Genomic DNA, 25,502 nt, shown 5'->3' on the forward strand with positions numbered 1-25,502 from the left:
AGGATTGTAAGAATTAATGTTTTAGATAGTTGTTAGATCAATGAGATTTAGAACAAATCAAATTACGGTGGTTTTAGAGTGTATGTTTTAGATAGTTGTTAGATCAATGAGATTTAGAACTATTTCGGATAAATACTTGATATTTTTACAGTTTTAGATAGTTGTTAAATTAATGATTCTTGGTGCTATCAAGTCGCAGGTAACGAATGTCTACCAGCTTTATATGCGATTGGCAGTGGTAAGCAATAAAGAGCTCCCATATGGGAGCTAATACATAATCAAATTGTAGGATTTCAGAAATAAATGTGTTATTATGAACATGCAAGGATATTAGAGAACATGAATGCAACACAAAAAAGACACCTAGTCGACCTTGGACAGTAACTAGATGTCTTTTTATTTTGCGTCAATTAATGTTTATTGATCCACCATGTAAAGGTGGCAATAGCAATTCCGACAACAATCGGCACTATAATATTAGCAAACAAAAGTACCATCCTCATGTTGCTGTGTCAGGGCTGCAACCTAAATATTAAATCGCTAAGAAAGCGTTTTATATTTTACTAGATTAATAATATTTAGAATTTAACCTGTGAACAAGAAATACTATTTAAATAGTATTTGATAAACGTCATAATTAAAAATAAGTTTTATTTCAATAGTCGCTGGCAAGATTAATTTAAATTATATAACAAACAATTATCATACCAGCAATAAAAGCTGAGCATGATTAAAATTGTCTTTCTAACCCATTTTAATATTTGGAGACCCACCCGTACACTGAGCCTTTGAAGCGCAATAACTACTTAATATATGATGTTAATTGTTCCCAATCGTGTTTAATTTGAGTTGCTAATTTCCGGTTATAAAAAATGGCGGCGGGGTGATAGGTACAATAAACTTGGTATTTTTTGGCGGACCATTGATAAGCATCTTTGGCAGCATTTAATTGTTGAATGGGTTGATTAAAGATTTGCCCGTGAATATCAGTTAAACTTTGGTTAGTACCTAAAATACGTTGGGCTGCTGTACTGCCTAAAGTGACGATTATTTGGGGTTGAGCCCAATTGACTTCGTAATCAAAAAATGGTGCTTGCGCTAGGATTTCTTTTTGGGTTGGCTTGCGGTTAGGATATTTGGTGACTAATTGGTGGGTCTTTTTGTCTAAAACTTGTACCACTTTATAGGGACGACTACGCACGACGCTGGTTATATAAACATCATCGCGAGTTAATTGCAGTAGGGCTAAAGATTTCATTAATTCTTGCCCAGAGCGACCATGAAAGGGAATGTGCGTTACAATTTCATCTTTACCGGGAGCTTCGCCAACTAACATTAAAGTAGGGTACTGTGGTCCGGCACCTTCGTTCAGGCCTTCTAGTTGAAATGCTTGTGAGCGCCGGTTAACTGCGGCAATTAAAGCTTTTGGATAGTTCACTAATTTTACGCTTCCTTTTAAAATAACAATGCTTAATAAATTTAAGTATAATTCTTTTTGTATTAAGATGTTTATTCATTAATAAAAATACTCCATTATAGTTAGGCGTATACCTAATGATAATGGAGTATTTTGGTTTAAGAAGTTACTCAAATTAACTGGTACTATTGCCGTTCAAAGTAAGCAATGGTGTTATTAGGATAATTAGCTAATTGAGCGCCATTTTGTTGGATATGGCCTAGTTGAATTAAACCTTTTGCATAACCGAAATTCTGAATAAAAATGGCTAAATTGCCCCAAGGTGCATATAAAGTAATATCGCCAACTTGAGCGGCACTACCACTCGGTGCTGTTTGAGTATTTAATGTAGTCGGGAGATCAGCTATTTTTTCAGTCTGACCATAATTTTTTAAAGTTAGTGTTAGTGGAAGCAGCTGAAGAAAATCCTGAGCGGTTGGCGAATCATTAATTTGTGCAAAATAAGCATCGTTATTAATAATAATTTGGATTGTTGTAGTCATTGAAAATCCTTTCAAATTAAAATTTTGATATATAGTGACGCAAATCGTCTGAGGTGCTGATAAAGAGAAGAGTTGAAACAACAAATTTTGTAAATTTAGGCTGATATTTATTATTCATACTGGAAGGTTAAACCCCGCTTCTAAGCACTTCTGTCGCAACTGTCGGTTATTCAAGTTCTTTGGCTAACATTTAGAGGAATATATCTTAACCATAGGACATTATCAGCGATGACTTGTGCCGAACGCAATTTAAAACCAATGGGTTTTGGATCGTGGCTAAACTGGGAATTAAATAGGCGAGCAGTATGTTCTTGACCGTCAATCGCTGGCGCCACGACTAAACTAATTTCGTCAATCAAACCAGCGGTAAGAAAACTCCAATTTAACAGTCCACCACCGCCTAACATCAAATTGTCTAAGCCGTATTCAGCAGCTAATTTTTGCAACACCAGTGTTAGATCAATTTCTTGTTCTCCCGCAATGATATAGGGAATCTGTTTTTGCCGTAAAAATGTTTTATAGGAATTGGATGCTTGGTTAGTCAAGACTTCAATCACAAACGCAGTTTGCCCAGCATAAGCAGTAGTATTTTGGGACCAATTAAGACAACCGTGACGATCAAATGCAATGTAATAGCAACTTTGTTGTTGGTTAATCAGATAATCACCGGCAGGAACGATGCTAGAAGTATTGTGGTCAGCAATAAATTGACCTGGCGCCAAATAGGATTTGGAGGTATTGCTACCATAAATCCAACCCTGAAAGTGAAAACTATGCGGATTTTTTTTTGAAAACCAATGGTTTGAAAGAATTTTGTTGCACTATGATCTGACAAAGCAGTACTAAAATTACCAGTAATCCGCCCATCGAGGGAAGTATAAATATGAAGTGTGATTTTGGGACGCAATTTAGTCACCTATTTTCATAAGATTTAATAATAATTATTTGTAGCATAAAACCTAGAGTTAACTGTAAGTCAAGCTAACTGAGTATGCTCTTTGGTTATAATTGGCTATTAAAAATAAGTATTAGACAGTAGCTAAGAGGATATCTATACTGGGGGCACAGAAACAGTTTTCTGGGCAACTTAAAAATTGTTTAGGCGTATGTTGAGTAATAAATGGTGAAAATTATTTGACTTAAACAGCACTTTAAGTATTATAGTTGCTTTTGCAAGATTAAAATTAAATAAGAAGAAGGTCATTTTATGAATCAACATCCAGATTATCTTTTAAACCAAATTAACGGACCTCAAGATTTGAAGCAACTGCAATTACAAGATTTAGAACAATTAGCGCAAGAGATTAGAACGTTAATCTTAGAAAAAGATGCCGCACAGGGTGGTCATTTAGGCCCGGATTTAGGAATTGTCGAAGCAGCGATCGCTTATCATTATGTGTTTAACGCTCCGACTGACAAAATTATTTGGGATGTTTCTCATCAAACTTATCCCCATAAAATGTTAACAGGGCGCGCGCAAGCGTGGCTAGATCCTGAGGCTTATGATACAGTTACGCCGTATAGTAATCCGGAGGAAAGTCCGTATGATTACTATTCGATTGGGCACACCTCAACCTCAATTGCTTTAGCAACGGGCATGGCCAAAGCTCGTGATTTAAAAGGCACACATGAAAATATTATGGCTTTAATTGGTGATGGATCCCTGACCGGTGGTTTAGCGTATGAAGGGTTGAATAATGCAGCCATTGAACCGAACAATTTGGTGATTGTAATTAATGATAATCAATGGTCCATTGATAAAAATGTTGGTGGGCTAGTCCAAGCCTTACAAAAATTACGAGATTCTAACGGCCAAGCTAGTGATAATTTGTTTAAAGCTTTAGGCTTTGATTATCGTTACGTAGCCGATGGTAATGATTTAACACAAATGATTGCGGCTTTTACCGCTGTGAAAGATATTGATCATCCGATTGTAGTTCATATTAATACTTTAAAAGGCAAAGGCTATCAACCCGCAGTTGCGCAAGAAGAAGCGCATCATTGGGTAGCACCGTTTAACTTAGCTACGGATCAACCTTTAGCTCCAGTCCCCACGACGGTTACTGCCAATTCAACCGCTTTAGATGTCGTAGCGCAACAAATTGATGCTGGACAACCAATTATGGCAATTGATGCGGCGATTCCGGGAGTATTTGGTTTGGATCGTATTAAAAATGATTATCCGAATAATTACACTGACGTGGGGATTGCTGAACAAGAATCCGTCGCCTTTGCAGCTGGTTTTGCCAAAGCAGGTGCGATTCCCATTTTGTTTGAAAATTCGACCTTTTTACAACGCGCCTTTGATCAATTATCGCATGATGTGGCGGCTAATAACTTGCCAGTAGTGATGCTCGTAGCTGGTGGGGGAATGTCGGAACAATCGAAAACGCATCTGGGAGTTTTTGATCAAGTAATGCTATCTAATTTACCTAATTGGCTATATTTAGCACCAACTAGTTTAGCTGAAGAACAAGCAATGTTGACTTGGGCCATTAAGCAACGCCAACAACCAGTTGCTATTAAGTTACCAACCAATGCAGTACCGTTGACTACTCATAATCAACCAGCGCGTGATTATCAAACGATTCATTATCAAGTGCAAGCGGGGCAAAAGGTTGCCATTTTAGCACTGGGTGATTTTTATGAATTAGGACGCCAAGTCGCGGACAAAGTAGGTGCTACATTGGTTAATCCGGTGGCCGCCAATATTTTAGATGATCAGACGCTCACACAATTGGCCGCTGATCATCAGTTGATTGTCACTTTAGAAGATAACTTATTAGACGGGGGCTTTGGCCAAAAGGTAGCATCTTATTTAGGTAAGTTTGACGTTCAAGTTTTAAACTTTGGCCAAAAGCGGGTTTACACTGATCAAACGCCGTTACAGCAACTTTATCAACAAAATAATTTATTACCTGAACAAATCATAGCAGCCATTCAAGCTAATCTAACAGATCATTAGGATCATTGAAGCTAAAGGCTTATTGAGAAAATTAAGGAGTATAACGAGTATGACTAGTTATCAAGATCAATATTTTGCTGGTGAAAGACCGCTTTTGGCCAGCAATAATGCGCAAATAGATGGTGTTACTTTTGGCGTTGGTGAATCACCATTAAAGGAAAGTCAAAATTTAACAATTCAAAATTCTATTTTTAAATGGAAATATCCGCTTTGATATGATCAACATGTCCAAGTAACAGATACTATTTTTGAAACGATGGCCCGTTCGGGCATTTGGTATACGACAGACATTAGTTTAACTAACTGTTCTTTACAAGCTCCCAAATTGTTTCGGCGTTGTCAACAAGTTAAGTTAAGTCATGATCATTTTAGTGATGCCACGGAAACTCTATGGAGCTGTCAGGATGTTGAATTGGTCCATGTTCAAGCGACAGGTGACTATTTTGGCATGAATAGTCAAAACATTACGGTGGATCATTTGGATTTAATTGGTAATTATGTTTTTGATGGCGCCAAAAATATTGAAGTCCACAACTCGACTTTTGTTTCCAAAGATGCTTTTTGGAATTGTGAGAATGTCACCATTTATGATTCGACGATTAACGGGGAATATTTGGGCTGGAATACGAAAAATTTAACGTTAATTAATTGTACGATTGAAAGCGATCAAGGCTTATGTTATGTCCAACATTTGGTGATGAAGCACTGTCGTTTAATCAAAACAACTTTAGCCTTTGAATATAGTAGTGCGATTGATGCCGAGATTACCAATACGATTGATAGTGTCAAAAATCCAACCAGTGGTCAAATTACTGCCGATAAGATCGAACAATTAATTTTAGACCCAACTAAAATTGATCCAAAAGCAACTACAATTACGACAATGCAGCCGATCACGGAACCGGTAGAATCATGTTAGATTTTCATGAAATTCATTCCCGACGGTCAACGAACTCCGTTAAATGGCAAGTAGCTGCTAATGAGTTGTCATTGTCTTTGGCCGATATGGAGTTTGCCACAGCTCCAGAAATTATTGCTGCGCTGCAAGCTAAGGTTCAACAAGGCATTTTTGGTTATGAGAATGTACCACAAGCTTATTACGCTGCTGTCCAGCAGTGGTATAGTCAGGAACATCAGAGTGATCTGGAGCAGAATTGGTTGTTATATTGTGCTGGTGTAATTCCTGCTTTGTCATCCATTGTCCGTAGTTTAAGTAATGTTGGCGATAACATTGTGGTTCAAGCTCCGGTATATGATATTTTTTATCATTCGATTGAAAATAACGGCCGCCACGTGTTGACTAATGATCTGCGGTATGATTCGGACCAACAGAGCTATAGCATTGATTGGACTGATCTAGAACAAAAATTAGCGAATCCTTTAACGAAGTTAATGATTTTATGTAATCCCCATAATCCGATTGGAAAAGTGTGGTCAAAAGCCGAGTTAAAGCACTTACTGCAATTGGGACAGCAAAACCACGTTGTAATTGTTAGTGATGAAATCCATGGGGATTTGGTCTTAGGTAGTCCGACTTATACGCCCTTATTTGCAGTAGCCACAGCGGAAACTTTGGACCACATTGTTGTGTTGACTTCGCCCAGTAAGACTTTTAATTTGGCGGCTTTGCATGCGGCCACAGTTATTATTCCTAATTCTAACCTGCGACAAATTGTTAGTCGCGGTCTCAATAATGATGAGCTAACAGAACCGAATTTGGTGGCTATTCCGGGGAGCATTGCGGCGTATACTCAGGGAAGCCGGTGGTTACGACAATTAAAGCAGCAACTACAACAAAATCGAGATTTAGTTCAACAATATTTAATAGCTAATTTACCGCAGGTCAAATTGGTTTCAGAAAATGCCACGTATTTGTTATGGTTAGATGTGCAGCAGGTTACGGCAACGGCGACATCATTAGTTCAGTATTTAAGACGCCAAACAGGATTAATTGTTAATGATGGGGCTATTTATCGTGGCAATGGTGCTCATTTTATCCGGCTAAATAGTGCTTGTCCACCAGCAATGTTAACTGACGGCTTAGAGCGCTTAAGTCAGGGCACGCAAGCTTTTTTGAAGGAGCGGTGATGACAGTGTTAACTAAAAAGCGAAAAGCATTACTCTGGTGGTTAGGAGTCATTATTGTGTTATTACTACTGGGTAGTGGTTTATTTGTTAAAATGAACCGACCCACTAATGGTGATCGTTCAGCTAGTATGCCAACTTTATATTTACATGGTTATGGTGCTGGAGCTAACTCGGCTAAAAGTATGATGGCTTATGCTCAAGCACATCAAGGAGCGACCAAAGTGTTAGTTGCCAAGATTTCGCCACAAGGTCAAGTTAAGTTAAGTGGCCACTGGCCGAAAGGGGCTAAACATCCCTTAATTCAAGTTTTAATGGAAGATAATCAGAATAGTAATTATCAAGAAACTAGTCGGTGGTTTTATAATTTAATTACTTTGTTACAGAAAAAGTATCAGATTCGGCGGTATAATACGGTCGCTCATTCGATGGGCAATTTAACGACAATGTATTATCAAGTTAAATATGGTCAACGTAAAGATTTGCCCCAGCTCAATAAGCAAGTGAATATTGCGGGACACTTTGATGGGATTATTGGCATTGATGATCGACCAAATAAGAACTATTTTTTAGCCAACGGCCGGCCTAGATATGAAGATCGCTATTATCGCTATTTGTTAAGTAAACGTAGTTCTTATCCGCAACATGTTCAAATTTTGAATATTTATGGTAATTTGAATAACGGAACTAATTCTGATGGTGATGTTACCAACGTTTCCGCACGGTCACTCAAGTACTTGTTACGCGGGCGTTATCAAAGTTATCAAGAGTTAGAGATTAAAGGCCGAAAGGGTCAACATAGTCAATTACACGAAAATAATTACCAAGTTAATCAAGCCATTGGAAAATTTTTGTGGGCCCATCCTTAAGCAACAGATTATTCCAGACATTGATTGAGGAAGCGATTCGATAATTATTAAAAATTAGGCGAACGTTTCCTTTTTATTTGCAAAAGTTAAGAAAAAATCATGAGTTTTACTTTTAGGAGCTAAACAGAACTTGCAGGTTCAAAAATTTCTTTTGGTGAAATTAAAAAATCCTTGACAAAGTAAGATTAAAGCTTTAACATTCAGATTAAATTGAAATGACAATAAAATTAAAATAGTGATGACGAAGTAAGTAGTTTTAAGATTGCGGACAGCGAACCTGGTCGAGTGCAAGCAGGGACAAAATCTTAATTATGAAAATCACTTTTGAGCTATCAGCTGAAATTAGTAAGCTAGATCGGTTACTACCGTTATTTAGTTAACAAATCAAAAATCAATAATAGCTGTTGTCATACTGGCGTTTATTGAAGAGTGGATTGGTTTTTGGCTTGGAAGTTAAAAATAAGGTGGTACCGTGCTCAACGCACCCTTTCTAAGAAATTTATTGCTTAGAGAGGGTGTTTTTTTATTGTTAGAGTTAGTTGTTTAAGCACTAGAGTTGTAAGGAAGTTCTTAGTTGCTCAGCGCTTTTGGGCACAGAATATTGGAATTACGCTTGCAAAATCAGTAACTAAAGACTTACCAACTTTGCGAGCAGCTGAGATTAAAAGGAAAGATACAGATATGACAGGTAGTAAAATTTTAACATTAGAAAATGGTTTTCATTTATTTACGCGGACTGTCGGTGAAGGACCCGTTAAATTATTATGTGTGCATGGTGGTCCAGGTAGTAACCATGAAGAGTTTGAAAACTTTAATGAACACCTCAGTAACGTACAGATCTCAATGTATGATCAGTTGGGTTCTTTTTACTCAGATCAACCAGATTTTACTGATCCTCAGAATCAAAAATATTTAACAATTGATTACTATTTATCAGAATTAGAAGAAGTTCGCCAACAATTAGGCTTAGACCAATTTTATTTATTGGGGCATTCTTGGGGCGGCTTATTGGCGCAAGAGTATGCCTTGAAATATCCGCAACATCTCAAAGGCTTAATCATTATGAGTATGATTGACAATATTCCCGAATATATTACCCACATTAATCACTTACGGGAACAATTATTTTCACCATTTTGGGTTAATTATATGAAACAAGTTGAAGTCCAAGAGCGGTTTGATGATCCCAAGTATAATGATTTAGTGCAGCAGTTGTATAAGGTCTATGTTTGTCGTCATCCAGAAAATGGGGGACATCATACTGTTGAAACAAATGCTACGCCAGTTTACAACCACTTTCAGGGTAATAATGAATTTGTGATGACTGGAACGCTCAAGGACTGGGATCGTCGAAGTGACCTGCATAAAATTACCACACCAACGTTATTAACGTTTGGTGATCATGATACGATGCCTTTAACAGTGGCGCAGCGGATGCAACAGACGCTGCCGAATGCGCGCTTAGTGCTTACACCTGATGGTGGTCATTGCCATAGTGTTGATAATCCTTCAGCGTTTTTCCAAACCTTAGGACAGTTCTTAACTACTGTTGAACGTAATCCGCAAGTCAACTTGAAAGAAGGGTTAACAGATGATAAATAAATTAAATTGGGTCGCAGTTTTAAGTGGCTTGGGCGTGGTTTTATTAACTGGCTGTAGTTCTCAGCATACACAATCTTCTTCATCTGGTACGAAGCAACAAATTAACTTGATGCAAACGGGTGATTTGTTATCTTTAGATACTTCGGAGCATGCAGATTTACAAACTTGGAATACTTTAGAGAATTCGATGGAGGGATTATATCGTGCGGACAAGCATAATCAACCACAAGCGGCAATGGCGACCAAAGTAGTACAGCCGACTAATCACGGGTTAACTTATACCTTTCACTTACGTTCCAATGCTAAATGGAGTAATGGACAAAAAGTTACCGCTCAAGATTTTGTGACTGCTTGGCGCCGTTCGGCTTCCCCTAATGCTAAATCGGGTTATAGTTATATTTTTGATGGAATTAAAAATGCAGCGGCGATTGCCAAGGGACAAAAAAAGCCCCAAACGTTAGGCGTTGCGGCATTAAATGCACATACTTTACAAGTACAGCTAGAGCACCCGATGCCGTATTTTAATAAGATGATGGTGATGCCTGCTTTCTTTCCGGAAAATCGGACCGCGTTAACGAAATTTAAATCCAAGTATGGTACTAAATCTCAGTATTTGTATTATAATGGTCCCTTTAAAGTTACCCGGTGGAATGGAAATAGTGATACATGGTCTTTAAAGCCTAATCCGTATTATTATGCGAAAAAGCAAATTCACCTAAAAGCGATTAATTATTTAGTCGTGAAAGATGCTAACACGGCGAATGAATTATTTAGTCAAAACAAGTTGGATGATGCGACTATTACCGGAGTAACGGCGAAAGGTCTTCAAAAGTCAAAAAAGTTAATTCATGAACGCCGCGCGGGAAACTATTATTTACGAGTTAACTTACGCAATCATCAGCCGTTAACTAATGCTAAAATGCGTCAAGCAATTAGTTTGGTAATTAATCGTCAAGCCTTAACGAAAAATGTTCTAGCAGACGGCTCCAAACCAGCGGACACTTACACGGCCAAGGATTTAACGATGGATCCGACAACGAATAAGGACTTTGCGACCGAGACCACGCCCAAGACTACTTATGATGTTAAGCAAGCTCGGACTTTGTGGCGAGAAGGTTTGCAAGAATCTCATCTTAAAAAGCATGTGACTTTGCAATTGTTAGGTGATGATCAAACTATTACAAAGAATGTAGCGCAATTTTTACAAAATTCTTTAGAAAAGAATTTACCAGACGTGACAGTTAATTTGCGGAATGTTCCGGAGAAAACGAGTTCGAGTGAAATGCATAGTGGTAAGTTCTCGTTAGGACAGACCTTGTGGTTAGCAGACTTTGCCGATCCTATTAGTTTTATGGGCATTTTACAGAGTGCCAATCCTCAAAATTATGGACAATATCATGATGCTCAGTTTGATCAGTTATACCAGCAGGCTAGTTTAGACAGTGGCAATAATGATCAAGCATATTGGCAGACCATGCGGCAATTACAACAACATTTAAACCAAACTATGCCGGTCATTCCACTATATCAAATGGTGGAAAGTCATTTGGTTAATCCCAAGCTCAAAGGAGTTTTACGTCATCCAGTGGGTGAAGACGATTATACGCGGGCTTATCTGAAATAGCTAAAAAGTAAAAATAAACAGTCTAATTTCTAAATTGAATTAAGAGAAAGATTTGATTTGGGGGTTGGCTGTTTTTGTTTTCAAAATTATCTGGCTGATGTAAATGTTCAGCAGGTAATACAAATTAAAACCATTGCAGAATTTTTAAATGATCAATCTTTAGCTGCAGAAATTAATAAATTAATTAAAACCAATTAAATTTATTCTGATTAGCTAATTTAGGTACAAATATATCTAAAAGCATTACTCAATTGTTGGTTTTATATTAATTACATGTTCTTTTATCTATTTTTTACTTGGCATAATACTACTGCTTTACTATGTTTGATGGATATGTTATTTTACTATCAAATTAATATATTGCCATTAAAATTAAAAATTATTATATATAAATATAATATATTAATTTCAAAATAATTCAGTATATGGAGAAATTAATGGTTAAAATTGACATGAGTAAGTTAGAAGAAAATAACTATCATTTACAACAACAAGTTCAAGCTTTAAAAAGTGCGTTACAAGATACCAGTGTCAAGATGAAAGCTGTGCCGAATTCTGAAGGCTTCAGCGGGAAAACGCAACAACAAATGGCTGAGTATGTCGAAGCAGCGCATGGTCGTGAACCGCAACAATTAACAAGTGAGTTAGATCAATTGGCTCAAGGCATGGAACGTTTAATTAATGACTTTAAGGCGGATGTTGATAGTAGTAGCCAAGCTAAAATTGACACTGAGAACTTAGACGATCTGGAAAAAATACTGACAAAGGCCAAAGAGTTAAATAGTAGAACAGTGGCTCGACTGAACAAAGCCTACCAATTAGCGCTTGAAGCTGGCGCGGATTGTCAATTAATCGATGATCAAGCTGACGAAGCACTGGGCAAAACGATCCAATTGGTGCAACAAACGAAGCGCAAAGTATTAAATTACAATAATCGTACCCTGCCATTAGCGTTAAAAGATTTAAGTCATAATCTGGTACATGTTAAAAGCGATTTGACAGTAACGGCGGGAATTAAAGGTCAAGGTAAAGATCACTTTCAGATGGCGGCTTTTTTAACAGAGTTAGGACGCGATGGTTGGAATACTGCGGCCTTAACCAGTTATGAACACTTTTTGAATGATAGTATCAAGAACTTAAAAGGAAATAAATTATCAAAACAATTAAATCATTTATTTAAGCAGGCTCGTCAAGTCGGCTCTTCTGCCTTTAATGCATTGTTTCGCCCGTATGCGCAAACCGGAGTTAGTCAAAAAGCGGCCAGTTCAGCGTTAACGATTATGCTGAAGTACTTAGGGGCGACCGTAGAAAATGGCTATTTGAAGTTAATAAATGGCTTTCCCGCCTTAAATCCCTTTGACAATGAATTGTTACAAACGTTGTTGCCCCAAGTTGTGCAAACAGCTTTTCCCTTTACTAAGGGAACGAAGGGTGGCTTAGCCAACGCCAGCGGTACGTTAGCCACCGAGATTCACCAATTGCGCTATTATATTTCGGATGCCAACGCTAAGTATGTCGAACAAACAGCTAAGAAGTTGCACGTGACCCCTGGCGAATATTTAGATGATTTAAGTCAAACTGGACAGTTTAAAGTTGGCAGTGAAAGTGCCCGAGCGCATAATAAAAAGTACGTTGGTAAGATAGGTGATAAAAAGCAGTATGGTTTGAATTATATGCATAATTACAAACTACTGTCTAATTTCCATGTGGAATTCATTATTAATAATCAAACGGGGCAATTGTTACATGTTGATCCGGCAACGACCATTGGTAAGAGTGGACAAAATTTAGCTGAATGGCAAACCGATGATTTAGCCGGTTTCGTGAATGGACCATCATATAATTACGCCAATCAAAATGATATGAACTTATCAAATATAGATAGCTCACACTTTAATTATGATTATGGTTATGAAAAAGCGCTAGATATGCCTAATCGCAATGATATGTTAACTACAGATAAGTCTCAAAATAAATATGATCTTTATACAACTCCTGAAAAAGAAGGTAAAAATAAATATCAGCCTGTAGACAGTTATTCGGATTATCATCGCAGAAAGCAAGGTAAATAAGACGATGAAAAAAATATATAAAAGTTTTCTGCTGGCTATGGTATCGGGATTAAGTATTTTCACGATGGGATTAAGTAGTAATCCCCCCGGTAGTTCAGAGATGACACCCAAATATCAGAAGATGAGTGCTAAAAAATTGCAAGCATGCAAAGATGAAGGAGCCGCTTTAACACCCAAAATTAAAGCCAAAACGACTAAAGATTTAATAGGAAAGTCCTTTTCCTTTAATTCTTCAGAATTTGAATATTTTCCGAGAAATGGTAGTGGCGAATACTTTTTAAAATTAAAACTCGATCAAACCTTTGTTTTAGTATATAACGATGCTTTTAAGGTACGGACTGATCAAGAAGGTAGTCCAGATGGAATAAGTATTCAAACATTTGCGGGTAATTATAAAATAAGTAAGAAGAAGATCAAGTTGTTTATCCAAGACTATTGGATAACAGTGGAAAATGAAGACGAAATTCATCCTTTAAGAAGAGTGAATAGCTGGCCAATAACGCCAACATCGATAGGTTTAAATCAAGCATTATATAATCAGTTACCGTTAGATTTACAACAAAAGATTTCACCTGATCAAATTGATCATGATTATCCATCTATTGAATCGTTGAAAAAAGAATATTCAAAGAAATACATTAAGCAAATAGGTGATATGGGAGATTATGTAATTAAAAAAGATGGAAGAAATTGGCAATTTCTAAAGTCGATGATTGGCGAAAGAAAGCATGTTAAAGGATCTAAAAGATATTATAATTCTCCTGATAAATATGGTTATCTTCACAAGTATGATCATGTTTATCCAATACCCGATTCAGTTTCAGAAGATTTAATCAACAAGTTTCGAGCCAACGGTAGTTATTAATGAGTGTAAACGTAGGTGCTACCGTGGAAAATGGTTATCTGAAGTTAACAAATGGCTTTCCCGTCTTAAATCTGTTTGACAATGAATTGTTACATGTTGATCCGGCAACCACGATTGGCAAGAGTGGGCGAAATTTAGCTGAATGGCAAACCGATGATCTAGCGGGTTTTGTGAATGGACCGTCATATAATTACGCCAATCAAAATGATATGAACTTATCCAATGTAGATAGTTCACACTATAACTATGATTACTCTTATGGAAATATGGATATGCCCAATCGGAATGATATGTTGAAAGATAAAAGTAAAAATAAAGGTTATGAAAGCAGTTTATATATTACTCCTGACAAAGAAGGCAAAAATAAATATCAGCCTGTAGAAAGTTATTCGGATTATCCTCGCAAAAATCAAGGTAAATAAGACGATGGAAAAAATTTATAAAAGCTTTCTATTGGCGATGGTAGCGGGATTAAGTATTTTCACTCTGGGAATGAGCAGTAATCCGCCTAGCAGGTCGGAAATGGCACCAAAATATCAAAAGATGAGTGCTAAAAAACTGCAAGCCCGCAAAGATGAGGGGGCCGCTTTAACACCCAAAATTAAAGCTAAAACGGTTAAAGATTTGATAGGACAAACTTTTTCCTTTAATTCTTCAGAATTTGAGTATTTTCCGAGAAATGGTAGTGGCGAATACTTTTTAAAATTAAAACCTGATCAAACATTTGTCTTAATACACAATAATGCCTTTAAAGTTCGTACACCTCAAGAAGGAGGGGATGATCGAATGAGTATAGAAATAGATGCCGGAAATTATAAAATAACTAAAAATAAGATTAAGTTATTTATTAGTGAATATTTTTTTAACAGTAAAGATGAAAATGAGTTAAAACCATGGAAAAGAATAAACACATGGCCATTCATACCCAGCCAGTGTGGCTTCAATCAAGCATTATATAATCAATTACCAACAGACATACAACAAAAGATTTCACCTGATCAAATTCAGCAATTATACAATTCATATGAATATTATCGAAGTGTCTATTCTAAAGGATATGCTAAAAGGTTAGCAAATGCTGGTAGTTATGTATTGATAAAGAAGGGAAATACTTGGCAAGTTCAGAAGCCCATGATTGGAGAAAGGAAGCATGTTAAGGGATCTAAAAGGTATTACAATAATCCTTATAAATATGGCTACCTTCACAAGTATGATCATGTTTATCCAATTCCGGATTCGGTTTCAGAAGATTTAATTAATAAATTCAAGGAAAGTGGTAGTTATTAATAAAGGTAAACGTAGGTTCTATCATAGAAAATGGTTATTTGAAGTTAACAAATGGCTTTCCCGTCTTAAATCTGTTTGACAATGAATTGTTACATGTTGATCCGGCAACGACCATTGGTAAGAGTGGACAAAATTTAGCTGAATGGCAAACGAATGATTTAGCGGGCTTTGTGAATGGTCCATCGTATAATTATGCTGATCAAAATGATATGAACTTATCCAATGAAAATAGCTCACACTTTAATTATGACTACTCTTATGGAAATATGGATATGCCTAATCGTAATAGTATGTTAAAAAATAAAAATCCTAAATATAATTTATATTTAACTCCTGACAAAGAAGGTAAAAATAAATATCAACCTGTAGACAGCTATTTTGATTATCATCGCAAAAATCAAGGTAAATAAGATGAAAAAAATATATAAAAGTTTTCTTTTGGCGATGATAGCAGGATTAAGTATTTTCACCATGGGCATGAGCAATAATCCACCTAGTAGAGCGGAAATGACACCGAAATATCAAAAAATGAGTGCGAAGAAACTGCAAGCGCTCAAAAATCAAGGTGAGGTTTTAACGCCAGCAATTAAAATTAAAACTACTAAAGATTTAATCGGTAAATCTTTTTCCTTTACCTCTCCTTTAGATGGCGAATATTTTTTAAAATTAAAATCTGATCAAACCTTTGTCTTGGTATACAACGATGCTTTTAAAGTTCGTACACCTCAAGAAGGAGGAGATGATTATATGATTGTTGAAATAGATGCAGGGAATTATAAAATAACTAAAAATAAGATTAAGTTATTTATTCAAGATTATTTTTCGACTTATAAGGATGTAGATGAATCAACTATTTTGAAACGAATTAATAGTTGGCCTATAATTCCAGAATCTTTAACTCTAAATTCCACATTATATAATCAATTACCAACAGACATACAACAAAAGATTTCACCTGATCAAATTGAAAATAATTATCCATCAAAAAATAAAGTAAAAAAAGAATTTCCAAAAAAATATTCTGACTTTTTGATTGGTTCGGGTGATTACATTCTGGAAAAAAAGAATCAAAATTGGCGTGTGAAAGAACCTAAAATTCTTCTAGGAGAAGGCAAACAAAAATATAAGACAGATTTTAATTATGACGGTTATCTTCACAAGTATGATCATGTTTACCCTATTCCAGATTCAGTATCAGAAGATTTAATCAACAAGTTTCGAGTCAGCGGTAGTTATTAAAAAGAAAGTGGTAGTTACTAATAATTTTTAGATGGGAGATAATTTGAAATGGATGTTGCCGCTATTTTACAAGCAATTAAGCAGAAGCAAGCCTTATTAAGAAAATTGCACCAGGCACAACAAGAAGCTAAGGCGGAGGTGGATGACTTACAAAAAATCGTTAGAGACATTCAAATAGGTCAAGCAACAGCAGCACCATGGCACGGTCAGAGAAAGAATAAATTTGAACAGTTACAGACGAATAACTTATCCGTTACAAAAAATAATGCAAGTAAAAATGACGAGAATTTAAGTGCCATCCAACAAAGAATTAGCCAATTAGAAGCCGAAATTACTCAACTAGAAGTCCAATTGGCATTAGCCCAGAGTGCGGAGAAAAAATAATGACTACTATTAAAATTGTTCAAGCTAACTATAATCAAAATGTGAGCCAAGCAAGCAGTTCAGTTCAACAATTACAAGCCCAATCCTTAACAGCTACCAATATATCTGGAACGAATTTAAAACCTTTTGTTCAAGCAATTAAATTAGAAAAGGAATTGGAACAAGTAATTAAACATTATGGGACAATTGCGGAACACGATACAGTAGAGTATTCCCAGGTATCCAGTGAGTTGGAAGCAGCAGATACCAAGGTCGCAAATTCGTTTCGGTAAACCAATAACAAACCAATAATGATTATTTTATATTTGTAACTAAAGTTTTGAATGCTATAGCAGCAAAATAAAACCACTCAGTGTTTTGACTTCAAGTCATAAGTGCTAAGTGGTTTTTATATGATTTTAATTTTTTAAACTAGCTTTATGTTTTAATTAAGCCAGCTTGTAAAATGGGCTTAACCGCAATTAGCGCAACAGCTTTGCAATAAAAATAAGGTAACTTTTGATTACTTGTCTAAAATTTGATGTGAGCCAGTAGTTACTAATAACAAAACTAATTGTGTGTGGTCTAGTTTGTAAATAACAATCCAGTTATCAGATGTTTTACCATAATCGCCATACCTTGAGGAGTAAAATTCTCGGTATCCTTGCCATTGACCCTTTAAAGCAGGATCCTTAATCTTGTGAAGAATATGAGAATCTTGTTCGATGATAGCTTTTAGACATGGTTTTAATATCCTAATAGGAAAATGTTTTTTAGCTAGTCTTTTTAATTCTCGTTCGAAGGATTTTGTGATCTTAATCTTCATCTATTTTGTCAATCCAATCGTTGAAATCTGCGACTGAACCAATCTCAGTTACTTCGTTGTTTTCAGCTTCACGCTTAGCAGCTATAGCTTCTGAGGAATCTAAAAAGCTAACCAAGCAGACTTCGTTATTAGCTGCCTTTATTAGAGATAGTCGAATATATTCTGATACAGTTAAACCTTGTTTGGCTAAATTTGATTTAGCACGTTCACTAATTGTGCTATTAACACGAGTGGAAACAGTTTTATCTTTTCAGTGTTTTGACTTCAAGTCATAAGTACTAAGCGGTTTTTTCAATTTGTTTTAATTAATCCAGTTTTTAAACTCGGATTAACCTTAATTAGCATATCTAAAATTTGATACGAGTCAGTGGTTACTAGTAATAAAATTAGTTCTGTGTGGTTTAGTTTGTAAATAACGATCCAGTTATCAGATGTTTTACCATAATCGCCATACCTTGAGGAGTAAAATTCTCGGTATCCTTGCCGTTGACTTTTTAAGGCATGATTCTATCTTTAGGAGGTTTTGTTATATAAGTTATTGGACGAACTTTTATCTAAATTAGAGTTTTAGCAATCTTTGGTTCTTTTTTTAGAATTTGCATTAGTTTCCTTGCGGGACCATTAGGCTTGCTTCGTCCTGTTTCCCAAGCTTCTACAGTTCTAATAGAGGCACCCATAATTAATGCAAATCCCTGTTGAGTAGTATTTATTTATTTTCGCAATTTTTAATTTCATTTCCGTTAAAAACAGGTGGCTTGGATAATATACGTTCATGAATTTCTACACCAGGATCATTTCCATCTAATAGTTGATTAAGTTCTATTAAGCTTTGATCCAATGTTGTTTTAGTCATATTGGTTATCCCTTCTTTAGTTTTTGGACTATCTTTTTCAGTACATTTTTTTCCGTATTAGAAGTATTTTCTTTTTAAGAAAAAAGGTAAATACTCTGATCGACTGTCCGATCTAAAGATACCAAAAAACAAGCTTTATTGATCCAAATTAAAGAAATTTATGAAACTAACTGTCATCGCTATGGTTATCGTAGAATTACTTGTGAGTTGAGACGCAAAGGTATTATCGTCAATCATAAAAGGGTTTTACGACTCATGAACAAACTAAGAATTTCAGGAATAGTTAGTAAAAAACACAGTAAGTACAACAGTTATCGTGGACGCCAAGGTCATATCAAAGGCAATTTAATTCAACGCAATTTTAGTGCAACTAAACCTAATCATAAGTGGTATTGTGGTTCAATCTTCATGGTCAAAAGACATATCTATCTCCAATAATGGATGGGTATACGCAAGAAATTATTTCCTACACAATTTCTCGTAGTCCTAATCTCCAACAAACAATGACTATGTTGGAAAAGGCAGAGCATAAATATCCAAACTTGAAAGATATCATTCATTATGCACTCTGATTAAGGATGGCAGTATCAACACCAAAGATTTCAATCATGGTTAAAGCAACGTGGAATCAAACAATCCATGTCACGTAAAGGAAATTCGCTCGACGATGGCTTAATGGAGGGGGCTTTGGTATTCTCAAGCGAGAAATGTATTATTGCTTTGAGAAATAATTTGAAAGCTTAGATGACTTAGAGATAGCAATCAAGGAATATATTCATTGCTATAATCATCAGAGAATCAAGATCTAATTAAAAGGACTAACACCGATAGAATATCGGAAATTAGTCCTAAGTTAAAATTTAAAAACTGTCTTACTTTTTTGGATCATATCAATCACATTAGGGGGCTATTTTGTGAATAATTAATCTTTATTTTTCATTTGGCGTAGCGCTGTTTCTGCCAGTTTCTTTTGAGTTAATGAAGGTTTTTGTTGGGCAGCCAAGTGGAGTCCATTATTGAATTCGACCAATAAGTGCCATTTATGTCCTTCAGCTATTTCTTTAGGAGCATTTTCTGGGAGTAAGACGCCTAATTTTACTTTCATACCGTCATCAGTAATGGACATTTGATGCATACCTAACATTTTTGTGTCAACATCTGAATTTTTCAAAAAAGTATTACCTGCCATTACTAAATCAGCGTTTTCCTTTGGTTGAACTGATAAATTAGGATCAATTTTACCAGATTTCACGACAAGGTATGAAGGGTCTTTATACATACCAAAAGTTTCCATAATAGTTTGATTACCAGCTTTATCAACATCGAAATAGTAATGTTCCGGATGGATGGTAGAAGACAAGTACAAACTATTCTTTTTTATCATACCTTGATTAAATAACATGAATTGTACTAACGAAATTCCATGTGTTTCCACATCAACATAAGCTTCTTGTAAATTAACTCCAGCTCTTGAATTATCGGCAATTTCTTTCCACATTGCATCACTGCGGGCGATTTCAGGCTTAAAGAGCACCAGCGTTTTTTCTTTGCCAATATTTTCTCTAGTTTGTGCTAGGGCTGTTTTGGCATCAGCCAGTGATAATTTAAATAGATCCGAATAGGGAATTACCGTGTCATTTAACGTGATGTCGATATTTTTATTATGGAACACTTCAAAAACATGATGATAACGACTTAATTCCATTTCTAGGATTTCTTCTTCGGTAATATTTTTACCGTCAATAGAGAATTTGATTGTATAGTCAGCCATTTTTTTACTCCTTCTTACTTGTTCTATGGTTTATATGCTTATTCTATTAAATTTTTTGTTTTAATAACACGCCAATGTATTATTATATGTATAATAATACAACACTTGTTTAATAAAATAGGAGGGCAACTATGGATTTACGTTTTTTAAGAACCGAAACATTGATTAAAGAAAAGTTTTTACAACAAATAGCTACTACAGATTTTCAAGATATTACGGTTACACATTTGGCTGCAGCTGCTATGATTGATCGGACAACGTTTTACGCACATTATGATAGTATTTATAACCTTGCCGAAACGATGATTACGGAACAATTAGATTATTTAAAAGCTGTTTTAACAGCTAATCAAAAGCAACGATATTTACAACCTAATTTTGATAGTTACTACTTTATTTCCATGGAATTAGTTACTTACTTATTGGCTCAAAGGCAAACTATTCAATTATTGCGCAATATTCCTCTGGGAAAAATGAGTTTTGATGTGCAATTAAAACAACTATTTAGTGCTAGCTACAAGCAAGTATTTCAACAAAAAGTATCTGATTTTACAATTTATTTGATGGTTAATTTAGCTATCAGCAATATCGATTTCATTTTAAATAAAAAGCGCGCACCTAAGCGTTCAGAATTAAGTGAGGGTATTCACTTAATTAACCAGATGATTCACAAATAAAGATATGTTTTTTTGAATGGGCTAAATTTTCAAATGTTAAAGTATTGCGTCAGTTTTAACACCATTTAAAGTTTAAGATAAATAGTATTAAAAAGGCTTGTAAGGAGCCCTGGGTTGTTTAACAAGATTTTTGCACATTTTTTTGCATTAAAAGCGTGATATGACAACTTTACATCTGTTTGTTGCGTTAAAGATCGTAACATGTTCGTGCTTTTTATAAAAATGGAAAGGGTGAATATCCTACGGTCTATGTTAATTTAACAGCGTACGATAATATGAAAATTGTAGATATGGTTGATTGAGTCCGATTAAGCTTTTCTCTAATGTTGTTTTATCATTAAATTGGCGGTTTTTCGTTTAACAACTGACTTGGGTCAATGTGGAATCAGTTTTGTGCTATATAATATAGATTGCACCTTGCAACATTGAGGAGGTGAACTCTCCATATTAACAAATATCTTTTCACAAATTATTTCAGCTGTTATATCAGGTTTTTAATAGCTGTTTTCAAAAAAGTCTAAATAACACTTGGAAATAAAAAAGGCGTTCTTAAACTTCTCGTAAAAGTTTTTGAGCGTCTTTTTTAATAGTGCTTAATATCTTTTCAATAACAACGTGATAATAACATAACATAAGGAATAAAATGTTTCAATGAAGTCCATTTTGGTCAATCTTTATTTTGCCCTAAAAAGGAACTGCTTTTATTTTTAGCAATTTTCTGTCGGGTTCAGGAATTTTGGGAGATTTTGAGGTAATAGTATTGGTAATCATCTTTTACTGGAAAATAGCTTGCTCTTTGAATATTAGAAGCTCTTTTAGAACGTATTTAGTATGCTCTGTCGTTCATGAATTTTTATGTAGTTTTTATCGTTAAAAAATAGTATGACTATCTAATTGTCCTTGCTTTAAAACTTTTGACATAGATGGCAATACTATTTTCATTTGTATAGTTACTATTAGCGTCATTTACTTTGAAGTTATAGTACTAATTAAGTGCGGGATCGCTTTGACTGGCTAATAACCACTGGTGATTACTACCAAGTCGGATATAGGTTTGTTGGTTAATGGATTTAACGCCATAAGTTGCATAGGGCACGTTGAGGTTAGTGATCTGGCCAGTGGGTTGACCGTTTTGGTTGACTAAAGTGTTGTTAGCATGGACAGTCACGGCTTTGGGTAAAAGATATAAAGCGTCTGCTGCTGCCCACTGATTATTGCCTAAATCAACGGCATAAACATATTCAGATTGATTGGCAAAGTCGACGCGATTGATTTGCCAATCGGCTACTTTATTACTTAACTTTCCTATGGGTTGGGTCAGTTGGGGATCTTTGTACACGGGAATAGGTTGGCCAGCCGAAAAAGCTTCTTGATAGATGTATGATCCGGGTTTAACTTCATGGCTGACAGCATTAAATTGTGCGCTCACCCATTGATGACCACCTAAATCATAAGCCGTTGTTTTTCCAGTATTATCGACTTCTTTTTCATAAGTTTGCCAGGCACTAATTTGGGGAACGAGCCTCGTGCCAATGGGTTGACTTAACTGTGGATCTTGGTAAGTCATGTTCATCCGCCCATGTGAATAATAAATATCATGACTGGGAACGACAGCGGCTTGAGTCGATAATATTGGTAAACTAGCTACAGTAATTATTGTTGCCAATAATTGACTACTGAAAGATATTAGAGTTGGTTTCATAATAATTGCACCCTTTCGTTAGCAATTTTCCCAAATATATAATTTGAATTAAATTAGTTGATATGAGCGGCATTTAAATTAGCCCACTGCTGGTTGTTACCTAATTTGAGATAATTTTGTCCGTTGATGTTTTTAACACCATAAACTTTGTAAAAGTCGTCAGTTTGGATTTTAGTCGTTGGCGTTCCAAACTGGTTAAACAATTGGGCTCCTTGTTCAAAGGCATAGATCGAACGCACGGCAAGGACGTTGCTCGATGTAGCCACCCATTGATGAGCTCCTAAATCAACCCGCGTAATGGGATCGCCACTTGAACTATTGCTGGCATACTGACTTACTTTCCAATCAGCAATCTGAGGATTTAAATAACCAGTGATGTGCCATAGTTGTGGCGAGTCGTAGATGGGAACTTGTTGATAGTTAGAATAGGCTTCTATTAAGTTATTGGGCTTTTTGTTTTTGACGACGCCACCTAAAAAGACATCACTACTTTTAACCCATTGATTAAACCCTAGGTCAAAGGAATTAAAGGGAATGTACGTTGTACCATCTGTAGGACGATTACTTTGACTAACAGCAGTGACTGCCCAATCATTGATGGTGGTGGCTAAAGTTGTACCGGTTGGTTGGGAACAGGCAGCATCACTATAGATTGGTACCGCTTCCTTTCCAGAGCTAACTTGTAAATTTGCGGCTGATGTGACATAGGCTTGGGCATTAACCGAATGACTAATTATCAATAAACAACCAAATACGGTCATAATTAAACTGCCAATCAACGTTAATTTTGCTTGCATCATTTACCCCTCTTTCTGACATATTAAGTGTAGCACGAAAAGGTTATCAGAAGTTTCGAAAACACCAGTTGGAATTGATTTTAAAATTTAGGTTTGCGCTCAGTGACATTGCGTTCATGAAGTTTAATCCAGGATCATTTTCATTCAATAGTTGATTAGGTTCTATTAAAGTTATATTGACTATCTTTAAATTGGATTAATATGTAGATAGTAGGTGACACCAATGAAGAAACATCAAAATCATGGTCTGCTGAATTATTCCATCTCTTATTCGGCGATGGCAGTGGCGGGCTCATTTTCCTTTTTAATCAGTAACAATTTGGCCAACTGGGGGTTAAAAAAGATTGTCAAAGTTTTTTTGCCAATCTATGCTGTGGGCATGTTGTTGAGAGTGATTCCTAATAACGCTTTTATAGCATTGATTTCGGGGATTATTGCCGGTCTCGGAGCTAGTATTACGTTACTGGTAATTCGCTCTTGGATTTATTTTGAGTCAGACCAAGATGAAGCAGCTAAAGAAGCACTGGTCTCATCGCGGTATACAATTATGCAAATTGCTACTTTGATGGCCACTATTGTTGCTGGTTGGTTGATTTCTGTAGTGCATGCTGCAAATTATATGTACTGGTTTTTGATTGTTATAGCGGCCTTATTGATGGGCAGTCTGTCAGTGACTAATAGCATTCCTGACGGTAGAGTTCAAAAAAAGCCGCATAGTCTGTTGGTGGCGTTACCAACGAATCGGTTAGCGGGGGTACTATTATTTTTGTTGGTGTTCTTATTGGGATTAACTAACGCCTTGATTGATCCTATTTTACCAGCGATTTTACGGAAGACTGGTCTCAAAATTAGTGCCGTAACTGTTTGGACGACGATATTTAGTATTTTAACAGTTTTAACATCGCTTTTTTATCAACGGCGACATTTGCGGATGTCTGCAGGATGGGCCTTTCTTATCAACGAAGTCATTGTTGGTTGTAGTATGTTGGTAGCATTTTTAAAATTTGACAAGGGCATTTATATTTCGTTAATTGCTTATACAATTATGGCAATTGGTATCGCCGGCTTTTTTATCTTTAAAGAGTTGATGGAATACGATATGTTTCCCAAAACTGAAAGCTTTCTGTATTTAGGCATAGCTCAGTCGGGCTTTTTGGTAGGTGATGCCTTAGGTTCACCAGTCGGAACGTTGCTGTTTCAACAAACAGGCACTAAACTGTTGCTGTTAATTTACGGAGTGTTGACAATAGTTTGTGGAATAGGTTATAGCTTGTTATATGTTTATTTACGAAAATCAAACAATAATTAGCAATTGTTGGAGTAGTTATTAAAATTCAGAATAACTCAGCATTACTTCTTTCTTTAATGTTTTATTTTATTCGACTCCAAAAAGGAAGAATTACTTTTTCAAGGTTATGTACAAAACGGTCCCATGGTAATCAATAACTTTAACGTCAATAAAATCGTTTTGGTTTCTAATTGAAAAACGAAGCCTGTACTGTTCATTATAATTGTTATTTATGTTTTTGTATTCTTAAGTATGTTATAATGAATACAAATATACAAAGGAGGATTTATAATGACAACAACTCCAACTACTATTCGGATAGATGACCAGTTAAAAAAAGCTGTAGAACCACGTCTAGAAACTGCTGGATTAACATTAAATGGTTACATTAACATGGCAATTAAACAGTTATTTGAAATTATAGTTCCTGACGAAATACCCAATGATACAACTCATAAGGCTTTGATTGAAGCACAAGCTAAGGAAATGGGTTTAATACCGGATAACTCTCCTGAATTTGAGGAGACGAGTCAGATTATGGATTTTTTGAATAGTGATAGCCAATAATGAATAACGTTAATTACAAGATTAAGATTGAACCGCAGTTTCAAAAGGATTATCAAAAATTTAAAAAACACCATCCAGAATTAATTTCAGA

The 25,502-nt window shown here is 35.7% G+C and carries 27 protein-coding genes, 2 pseudogenes and 1 CRISPR repeat array (1 of these 30 only partly in view); of the genes and pseudogenes, 19 read left to right on the top strand and 10 right to left on the bottom strand.

Annotated elements, in window-relative coordinates; all coding sequences use genetic code 11:
• A CRISPR array of direct repeats spans positions 1-120; the repeat unit is 36 nt; unit sequence GTTTTAGATAGTTGTTAGATCAATGAGATTTAGAAC; it begins 906 nt to the left of the window's first position.
• A 290-nt stretch (positions 121-410) separates the two neighbouring features.
• The 4 genes from AC3B6B_RS05480 to AC3B6B_RS05495 all read right to left on the bottom strand — a co-directional run bounded on the left by AC3B6B_RS05480 (position 411) and on the right by AC3B6B_RS05495 (position 2,681).
• A complete protein-coding gene (locus tag AC3B6B_RS05480) occupies positions 411-503 on the bottom strand; it encodes a type I toxin-antitoxin system Fst family toxin (RefSeq protein WP_489757660.1) in 93 nt (30 codons plus the stop codon).
• 299 nt (positions 504-802) lie between these two features.
• Positions 803-1,438, bottom strand: a complete 636-nt coding sequence (locus tag AC3B6B_RS05485) for a uracil-DNA glycosylase (protein ID WP_489757661.1) — start codon at positions 1,436-1,438, stop codon at positions 803-805.
• A gap of 164 nt (positions 1,439-1,602) precedes the next feature.
• Positions 1,603-1,959: a cyclophilin-like fold protein gene (locus AC3B6B_RS05490; protein WP_489757662.1), complete on the bottom strand. Its 357-nt coding sequence runs from the start codon at positions 1,957-1,959 to the stop codon at positions 1,603-1,605.
• Between the two features lie 170 nt (positions 1,960-2,129).
• Positions 2,130-2,681, bottom strand: a complete 552-nt coding sequence (locus AC3B6B_RS05495; protein ID WP_489757663.1) for a dihydrofolate reductase family protein — start codon at positions 2,679-2,681, stop codon at positions 2,130-2,132.
• 485 nt (positions 2,682-3,166) lie between these two features.
• Here AC3B6B_RS05495 and AC3B6B_RS05500 point away from each other — a divergent pair, with 485 nt between their 5' ends.
• The 14 genes and pseudogenes from AC3B6B_RS05500 (at position 3,167) to AC3B6B_RS05565 (ending at position 17,223) form a co-directional block, all read left to right on the top strand.
• The gene (locus tag AC3B6B_RS05500) at positions 3,167-4,924 is read left to right on the top strand and encodes a 1-deoxy-D-xylulose-5-phosphate synthase (RefSeq protein WP_489757664.1); all 1,758 of its coding nucleotides are present in this window, start codon (positions 3,167-3,169) and stop codon (positions 4,922-4,924) included.
• Between the two features lie 49 nt (positions 4,925-4,973).
• A pseudogene (locus AC3B6B_RS05505) lies at positions 4,974-5,843 on the top strand (DUF3737 family protein).
• On the top strand, positions 5,837-7,012 hold the full coding sequence (locus AC3B6B_RS05510) for a MalY/PatB family protein (RefSeq protein WP_489757665.1): 1,176 nt from the start codon (positions 5,837-5,839) through the stop codon (positions 7,010-7,012). Before AC3B6B_RS05505 ends, AC3B6B_RS05510 begins: the two are co-directional and overlap by 7 nt.
• The gene (locus tag AC3B6B_RS05515) at positions 7,012-7,878 is read left to right on the top strand and encodes an alpha/beta hydrolase (RefSeq protein ID WP_489757666.1); all 867 of its coding nucleotides are present in this window, start codon (positions 7,012-7,014) and stop codon (positions 7,876-7,878) included. The genes AC3B6B_RS05510 and AC3B6B_RS05515 overlap by 1 nt, the downstream gene beginning before the upstream one ends.
• A 681-nt stretch (positions 7,879-8,559) precedes the next feature.
• Positions 8,560-9,480 carry a proline iminopeptidase-family hydrolase gene (locus AC3B6B_RS05520; RefSeq protein ID WP_489757667.1) on the top strand — a complete coding sequence of 307 codons (921 nt, stop codon included), beginning with the start codon at positions 8,560-8,562 and terminating at the stop codon, positions 9,478-9,480.
• The gene (locus AC3B6B_RS05525) at positions 9,470-11,104 is read left to right on the top strand and encodes a peptide ABC transporter substrate-binding protein (protein WP_489757668.1); all 1,635 of its coding nucleotides are present in this window, start codon (positions 9,470-9,472) and stop codon (positions 11,102-11,104) included. The genes AC3B6B_RS05520 and AC3B6B_RS05525 overlap by 11 nt, the downstream gene beginning before the upstream one ends.
• A gap of 437 nt (positions 11,105-11,541) precedes the next feature.
• Positions 11,542-13,176, top strand: a complete 1,635-nt coding sequence (locus tag AC3B6B_RS05530) for a DUF3114 domain-containing protein (RefSeq protein WP_489757669.1) — start codon at positions 11,542-11,544, stop codon at positions 13,174-13,176.
• 4 nt (positions 13,177-13,180) lie between these two features.
• The gene (locus AC3B6B_RS05535; RefSeq protein WP_489757670.1) at positions 13,181-14,041 is read left to right on the top strand and encodes a hypothetical protein; all 861 of its coding nucleotides are present in this window, start codon (positions 13,181-13,183) and stop codon (positions 14,039-14,041) included.
• Positions 14,041-14,463, top strand: a complete 423-nt coding sequence (locus AC3B6B_RS05540) for a hypothetical protein (protein ID WP_489757671.1) — start codon at positions 14,041-14,043, stop codon at positions 14,461-14,463. Before AC3B6B_RS05535 ends, AC3B6B_RS05540 begins: the two co-directional genes overlap by 1 nt.
• A gap of 4 nt (positions 14,464-14,467) precedes the next feature.
• A complete protein-coding gene (locus AC3B6B_RS05545; RefSeq protein ID WP_489757672.1) occupies positions 14,468-15,328 on the top strand; it encodes a hypothetical protein in 861 nt (286 codons plus the stop codon).
• A gap of 38 nt (positions 15,329-15,366) precedes the next feature.
• The gene (locus AC3B6B_RS05550) at positions 15,367-15,738 is read left to right on the top strand and encodes a hypothetical protein (protein ID WP_489757673.1); all 372 of its coding nucleotides are present in this window, start codon (positions 15,367-15,369) and stop codon (positions 15,736-15,738) included.
• Position 15,739: 1 nt separating this feature from the next.
• Positions 15,740-16,567, top strand: coding sequence for a hypothetical protein (locus AC3B6B_RS05555; protein WP_489757674.1), 828 nt, complete (start codon positions 15,740-15,742; stop codon positions 16,565-16,567).
• A 48-nt stretch (positions 16,568-16,615) separates the two neighbouring features.
• A complete protein-coding gene (locus tag AC3B6B_RS05560) occupies positions 16,616-16,951 on the top strand; it encodes a hypothetical protein (protein ID WP_489757675.1) in 336 nt (111 codons plus the stop codon).
• Positions 16,951-17,223: a DUF5344 family protein gene (locus tag AC3B6B_RS05565; RefSeq protein WP_489757676.1), complete on the top strand. Its 273-nt coding sequence runs from the start codon at positions 16,951-16,953 to the stop codon at positions 17,221-17,223. The genes AC3B6B_RS05560 and AC3B6B_RS05565 overlap by 1 nt, the downstream gene beginning before the upstream one ends.
• A 230-nt stretch (positions 17,224-17,453) precedes the next feature.
• Here AC3B6B_RS05565 and AC3B6B_RS05570 read toward each other — a convergent pair whose 3' ends face one another.
• From AC3B6B_RS05570 to AC3B6B_RS05580, 3 genes are all read right to left on the bottom strand, one after another.
• Complete coding sequence (locus AC3B6B_RS05570) at positions 17,454-17,756, bottom strand: type II toxin-antitoxin system mRNA interferase toxin, RelE/StbE family (protein WP_489757677.1); 303 nt, start codon at positions 17,754-17,756, stop codon at positions 17,454-17,456.
• Complete coding sequence (locus tag AC3B6B_RS05575; protein WP_489757718.1) at positions 17,746-17,970, bottom strand: RelB; 225 nt, start codon at positions 17,968-17,970, stop codon at positions 17,746-17,748. Before AC3B6B_RS05575 ends, AC3B6B_RS05570 begins: the two co-directional genes overlap by 11 nt.
• 492 nt (positions 17,971-18,462) lie before the next feature.
• Positions 18,463-18,609 carry a hypothetical protein gene (locus tag AC3B6B_RS05580; RefSeq protein ID WP_489757678.1) on the bottom strand — a complete coding sequence of 49 codons (147 nt, stop codon included), beginning with the start codon at positions 18,607-18,609 and terminating at the stop codon, positions 18,463-18,465.
• A 138-nt stretch (positions 18,610-18,747) separates the two neighbouring features.
• Here AC3B6B_RS05580 and AC3B6B_RS05585 point away from each other — a divergent pair, with 138 nt between their 5' ends.
• On the top strand, positions 18,748-19,047 hold the full coding sequence (locus AC3B6B_RS05585; protein ID WP_489757679.1) for an IS3 family transposase: 300 nt from the start codon (positions 18,748-18,750) through the stop codon (positions 19,045-19,047).
• Between the two features lie 302 nt (positions 19,048-19,349).
• Positions 19,350-19,418: pseudogene (locus AC3B6B_RS05590) on the top strand (IS3 family transposase); the annotation flags it as partial.
• A gap of 113 nt (positions 19,419-19,531) precedes the next feature.
• Here AC3B6B_RS05590 and AC3B6B_RS05595 read toward each other — a convergent pair.
• Complete coding sequence (locus AC3B6B_RS05595) at positions 19,532-20,380, bottom strand: hypothetical protein (protein WP_489757680.1); 849 nt, start codon at positions 20,378-20,380, stop codon at positions 19,532-19,534.
• A gap of 131 nt (positions 20,381-20,511) precedes the next feature.
• Here AC3B6B_RS05595 and AC3B6B_RS05600 point away from each other — a divergent pair, with 131 nt between their 5' ends.
• Positions 20,512-21,057: a TetR/AcrR family transcriptional regulator gene (locus AC3B6B_RS05600; protein WP_489757681.1), complete on the top strand. Its 546-nt coding sequence runs from the start codon at positions 20,512-20,514 to the stop codon at positions 21,055-21,057.
• A 985-nt stretch (positions 21,058-22,042) separates the two neighbouring features.
• Here the strand turns inward: AC3B6B_RS05600 and AC3B6B_RS05605 are convergent.
• Complete coding sequence (locus tag AC3B6B_RS05605; protein ID WP_489757682.1) at positions 22,043-22,759, bottom strand: hypothetical protein; 717 nt, start codon at positions 22,757-22,759, stop codon at positions 22,043-22,045.
• Between the two features lie 53 nt (positions 22,760-22,812).
• On the bottom strand, positions 22,813-23,559 hold the full coding sequence (locus AC3B6B_RS05610; RefSeq protein WP_489757683.1) for a hypothetical protein: 747 nt from the start codon (positions 23,557-23,559) through the stop codon (positions 22,813-22,815).
• Between the two features lie 220 nt (positions 23,560-23,779).
• Between AC3B6B_RS05610 and AC3B6B_RS05615 the strand changes: the two genes are divergently transcribed.
• Both AC3B6B_RS05615 and AC3B6B_RS05620 read left to right on the top strand, forming a co-directional pair.
• Positions 23,780-24,865: an MFS transporter gene (locus AC3B6B_RS05615; RefSeq protein ID WP_489757684.1), complete on the top strand. Its 1,086-nt coding sequence runs from the start codon at positions 23,780-23,782 to the stop codon at positions 24,863-24,865.
• Positions 24,866-25,135: 270 nt separating this feature from the next.
• The gene (locus AC3B6B_RS05620; RefSeq protein ID WP_489757685.1) at positions 25,136-25,411 is read left to right on the top strand and encodes a type II toxin-antitoxin system RelB/DinJ family antitoxin; all 276 of its coding nucleotides are present in this window, start codon (positions 25,136-25,138) and stop codon (positions 25,409-25,411) included.
• Positions 25,412-25,502: the final 91 nt, after the last annotated feature.

The sequence above is a fragment of the Bombilactobacillus sp. ESL1197 genome (assembly GCF_058107145.1).

Bases quoted from the DNA above. Each gene is read 5' to 3' on its own strand.
- AC3B6B_RS05540 (WP_489757671.1), top strand. From the start codon at position 14,041: ATGAGTGTAAACGTAGGTGCTACCGTGGAAAATGGTTATCTGAAGTTA.
- AC3B6B_RS05545 (WP_489757672.1), top strand. From the start codon at position 14,468: ATGGAAAAAATTTATAAAAGCTTTCTATTGGCGATGGTAGCGGGATTA.
- AC3B6B_RS05530 (WP_489757669.1), top strand. From the start codon at position 11,542: ATGGTTAAAATTGACATGAGTAAGTTAGAAGAAAATAACTATCATTTA.
- AC3B6B_RS05610 (WP_489757683.1), bottom strand. From the start codon at position 23,559: ATGATGCAAGCAAAATTAACGTTGATTGGCAGTTTAATTATGACCGTA.
- AC3B6B_RS05515 (WP_489757666.1), top strand. From the start codon at position 7,012: ATGACAGTGTTAACTAAAAAGCGAAAAGCATTACTCTGGTGGTTAGGA.
- AC3B6B_RS05600 (WP_489757681.1), top strand. From the start codon at position 20,512: ATGGATTTACGTTTTTTAAGAACCGAAACATTGATTAAAGAAAAGTTT.
- AC3B6B_RS05595 (WP_489757680.1), bottom strand. From the start codon at position 20,380: ATGGCTGACTATACAATCAAATTCTCTATTGACGGTAAAAATATTACC.
- AC3B6B_RS05525 (WP_489757668.1), top strand. From the start codon at position 9,470: ATGATAAATAAATTAAATTGGGTCGCAGTTTTAAGTGGCTTGGGCGTG.
- AC3B6B_RS05605 (WP_489757682.1), bottom strand. From the start codon at position 22,759: ATGAAACCAACTCTAATATCTTTCAGTAGTCAATTATTGGCAACAATA.
- AC3B6B_RS05560 (WP_489757675.1), top strand. From the start codon at position 16,616: ATGGATGTTGCCGCTATTTTACAAGCAATTAAGCAGAAGCAAGCCTTA.
- AC3B6B_RS05480 (WP_489757660.1), bottom strand. From the start codon at position 503: ATGAGGATGGTACTTTTGTTTGCTAATATTATAGTGCCGATTGTTGTC.
- AC3B6B_RS05535 (WP_489757670.1), top strand. From the start codon at position 13,181: ATGAAAAAAATATATAAAAGTTTTCTGCTGGCTATGGTATCGGGATTA.
- AC3B6B_RS05555 (WP_489757674.1), top strand. From the start codon at position 15,740: ATGAAAAAAATATATAAAAGTTTTCTTTTGGCGATGATAGCAGGATTA.
- AC3B6B_RS05620 (WP_489757685.1), top strand. From the start codon at position 25,136: ATGACAACAACTCCAACTACTATTCGGATAGATGACCAGTTAAAAAAA.
- AC3B6B_RS05500 (WP_489757664.1), top strand. From the start codon at position 3,167: ATGAATCAACATCCAGATTATCTTTTAAACCAAATTAACGGACCTCAA.
- AC3B6B_RS05490 (WP_489757662.1), bottom strand. From the start codon at position 1,959: ATGACTACAACAATCCAAATTATTATTAATAACGATGCTTATTTTGCA.
- AC3B6B_RS05615 (WP_489757684.1), top strand. From the start codon at position 23,780: ATGAAGAAACATCAAAATCATGGTCTGCTGAATTATTCCATCTCTTAT.
- AC3B6B_RS05570 (WP_489757677.1), bottom strand. From the start codon at position 17,756: ATGAAGATTAAGATCACAAAATCCTTCGAACGAGAATTAAAAAGACTA.
- AC3B6B_RS05520 (WP_489757667.1), top strand. From the start codon at position 8,560: ATGACAGGTAGTAAAATTTTAACATTAGAAAATGGTTTTCATTTATTT.
- AC3B6B_RS05565 (WP_489757676.1), top strand. From the start codon at position 16,951: ATGACTACTATTAAAATTGTTCAAGCTAACTATAATCAAAATGTGAGC.
- AC3B6B_RS05580 (WP_489757678.1), bottom strand. From the start codon at position 18,609: ATGACTAAAACAACATTGGATCAAAGCTTAATAGAACTTAATCAACTA.
- AC3B6B_RS05510 (WP_489757665.1), top strand. From the start codon at position 5,837: ATGTTAGATTTTCATGAAATTCATTCCCGACGGTCAACGAACTCCGTT.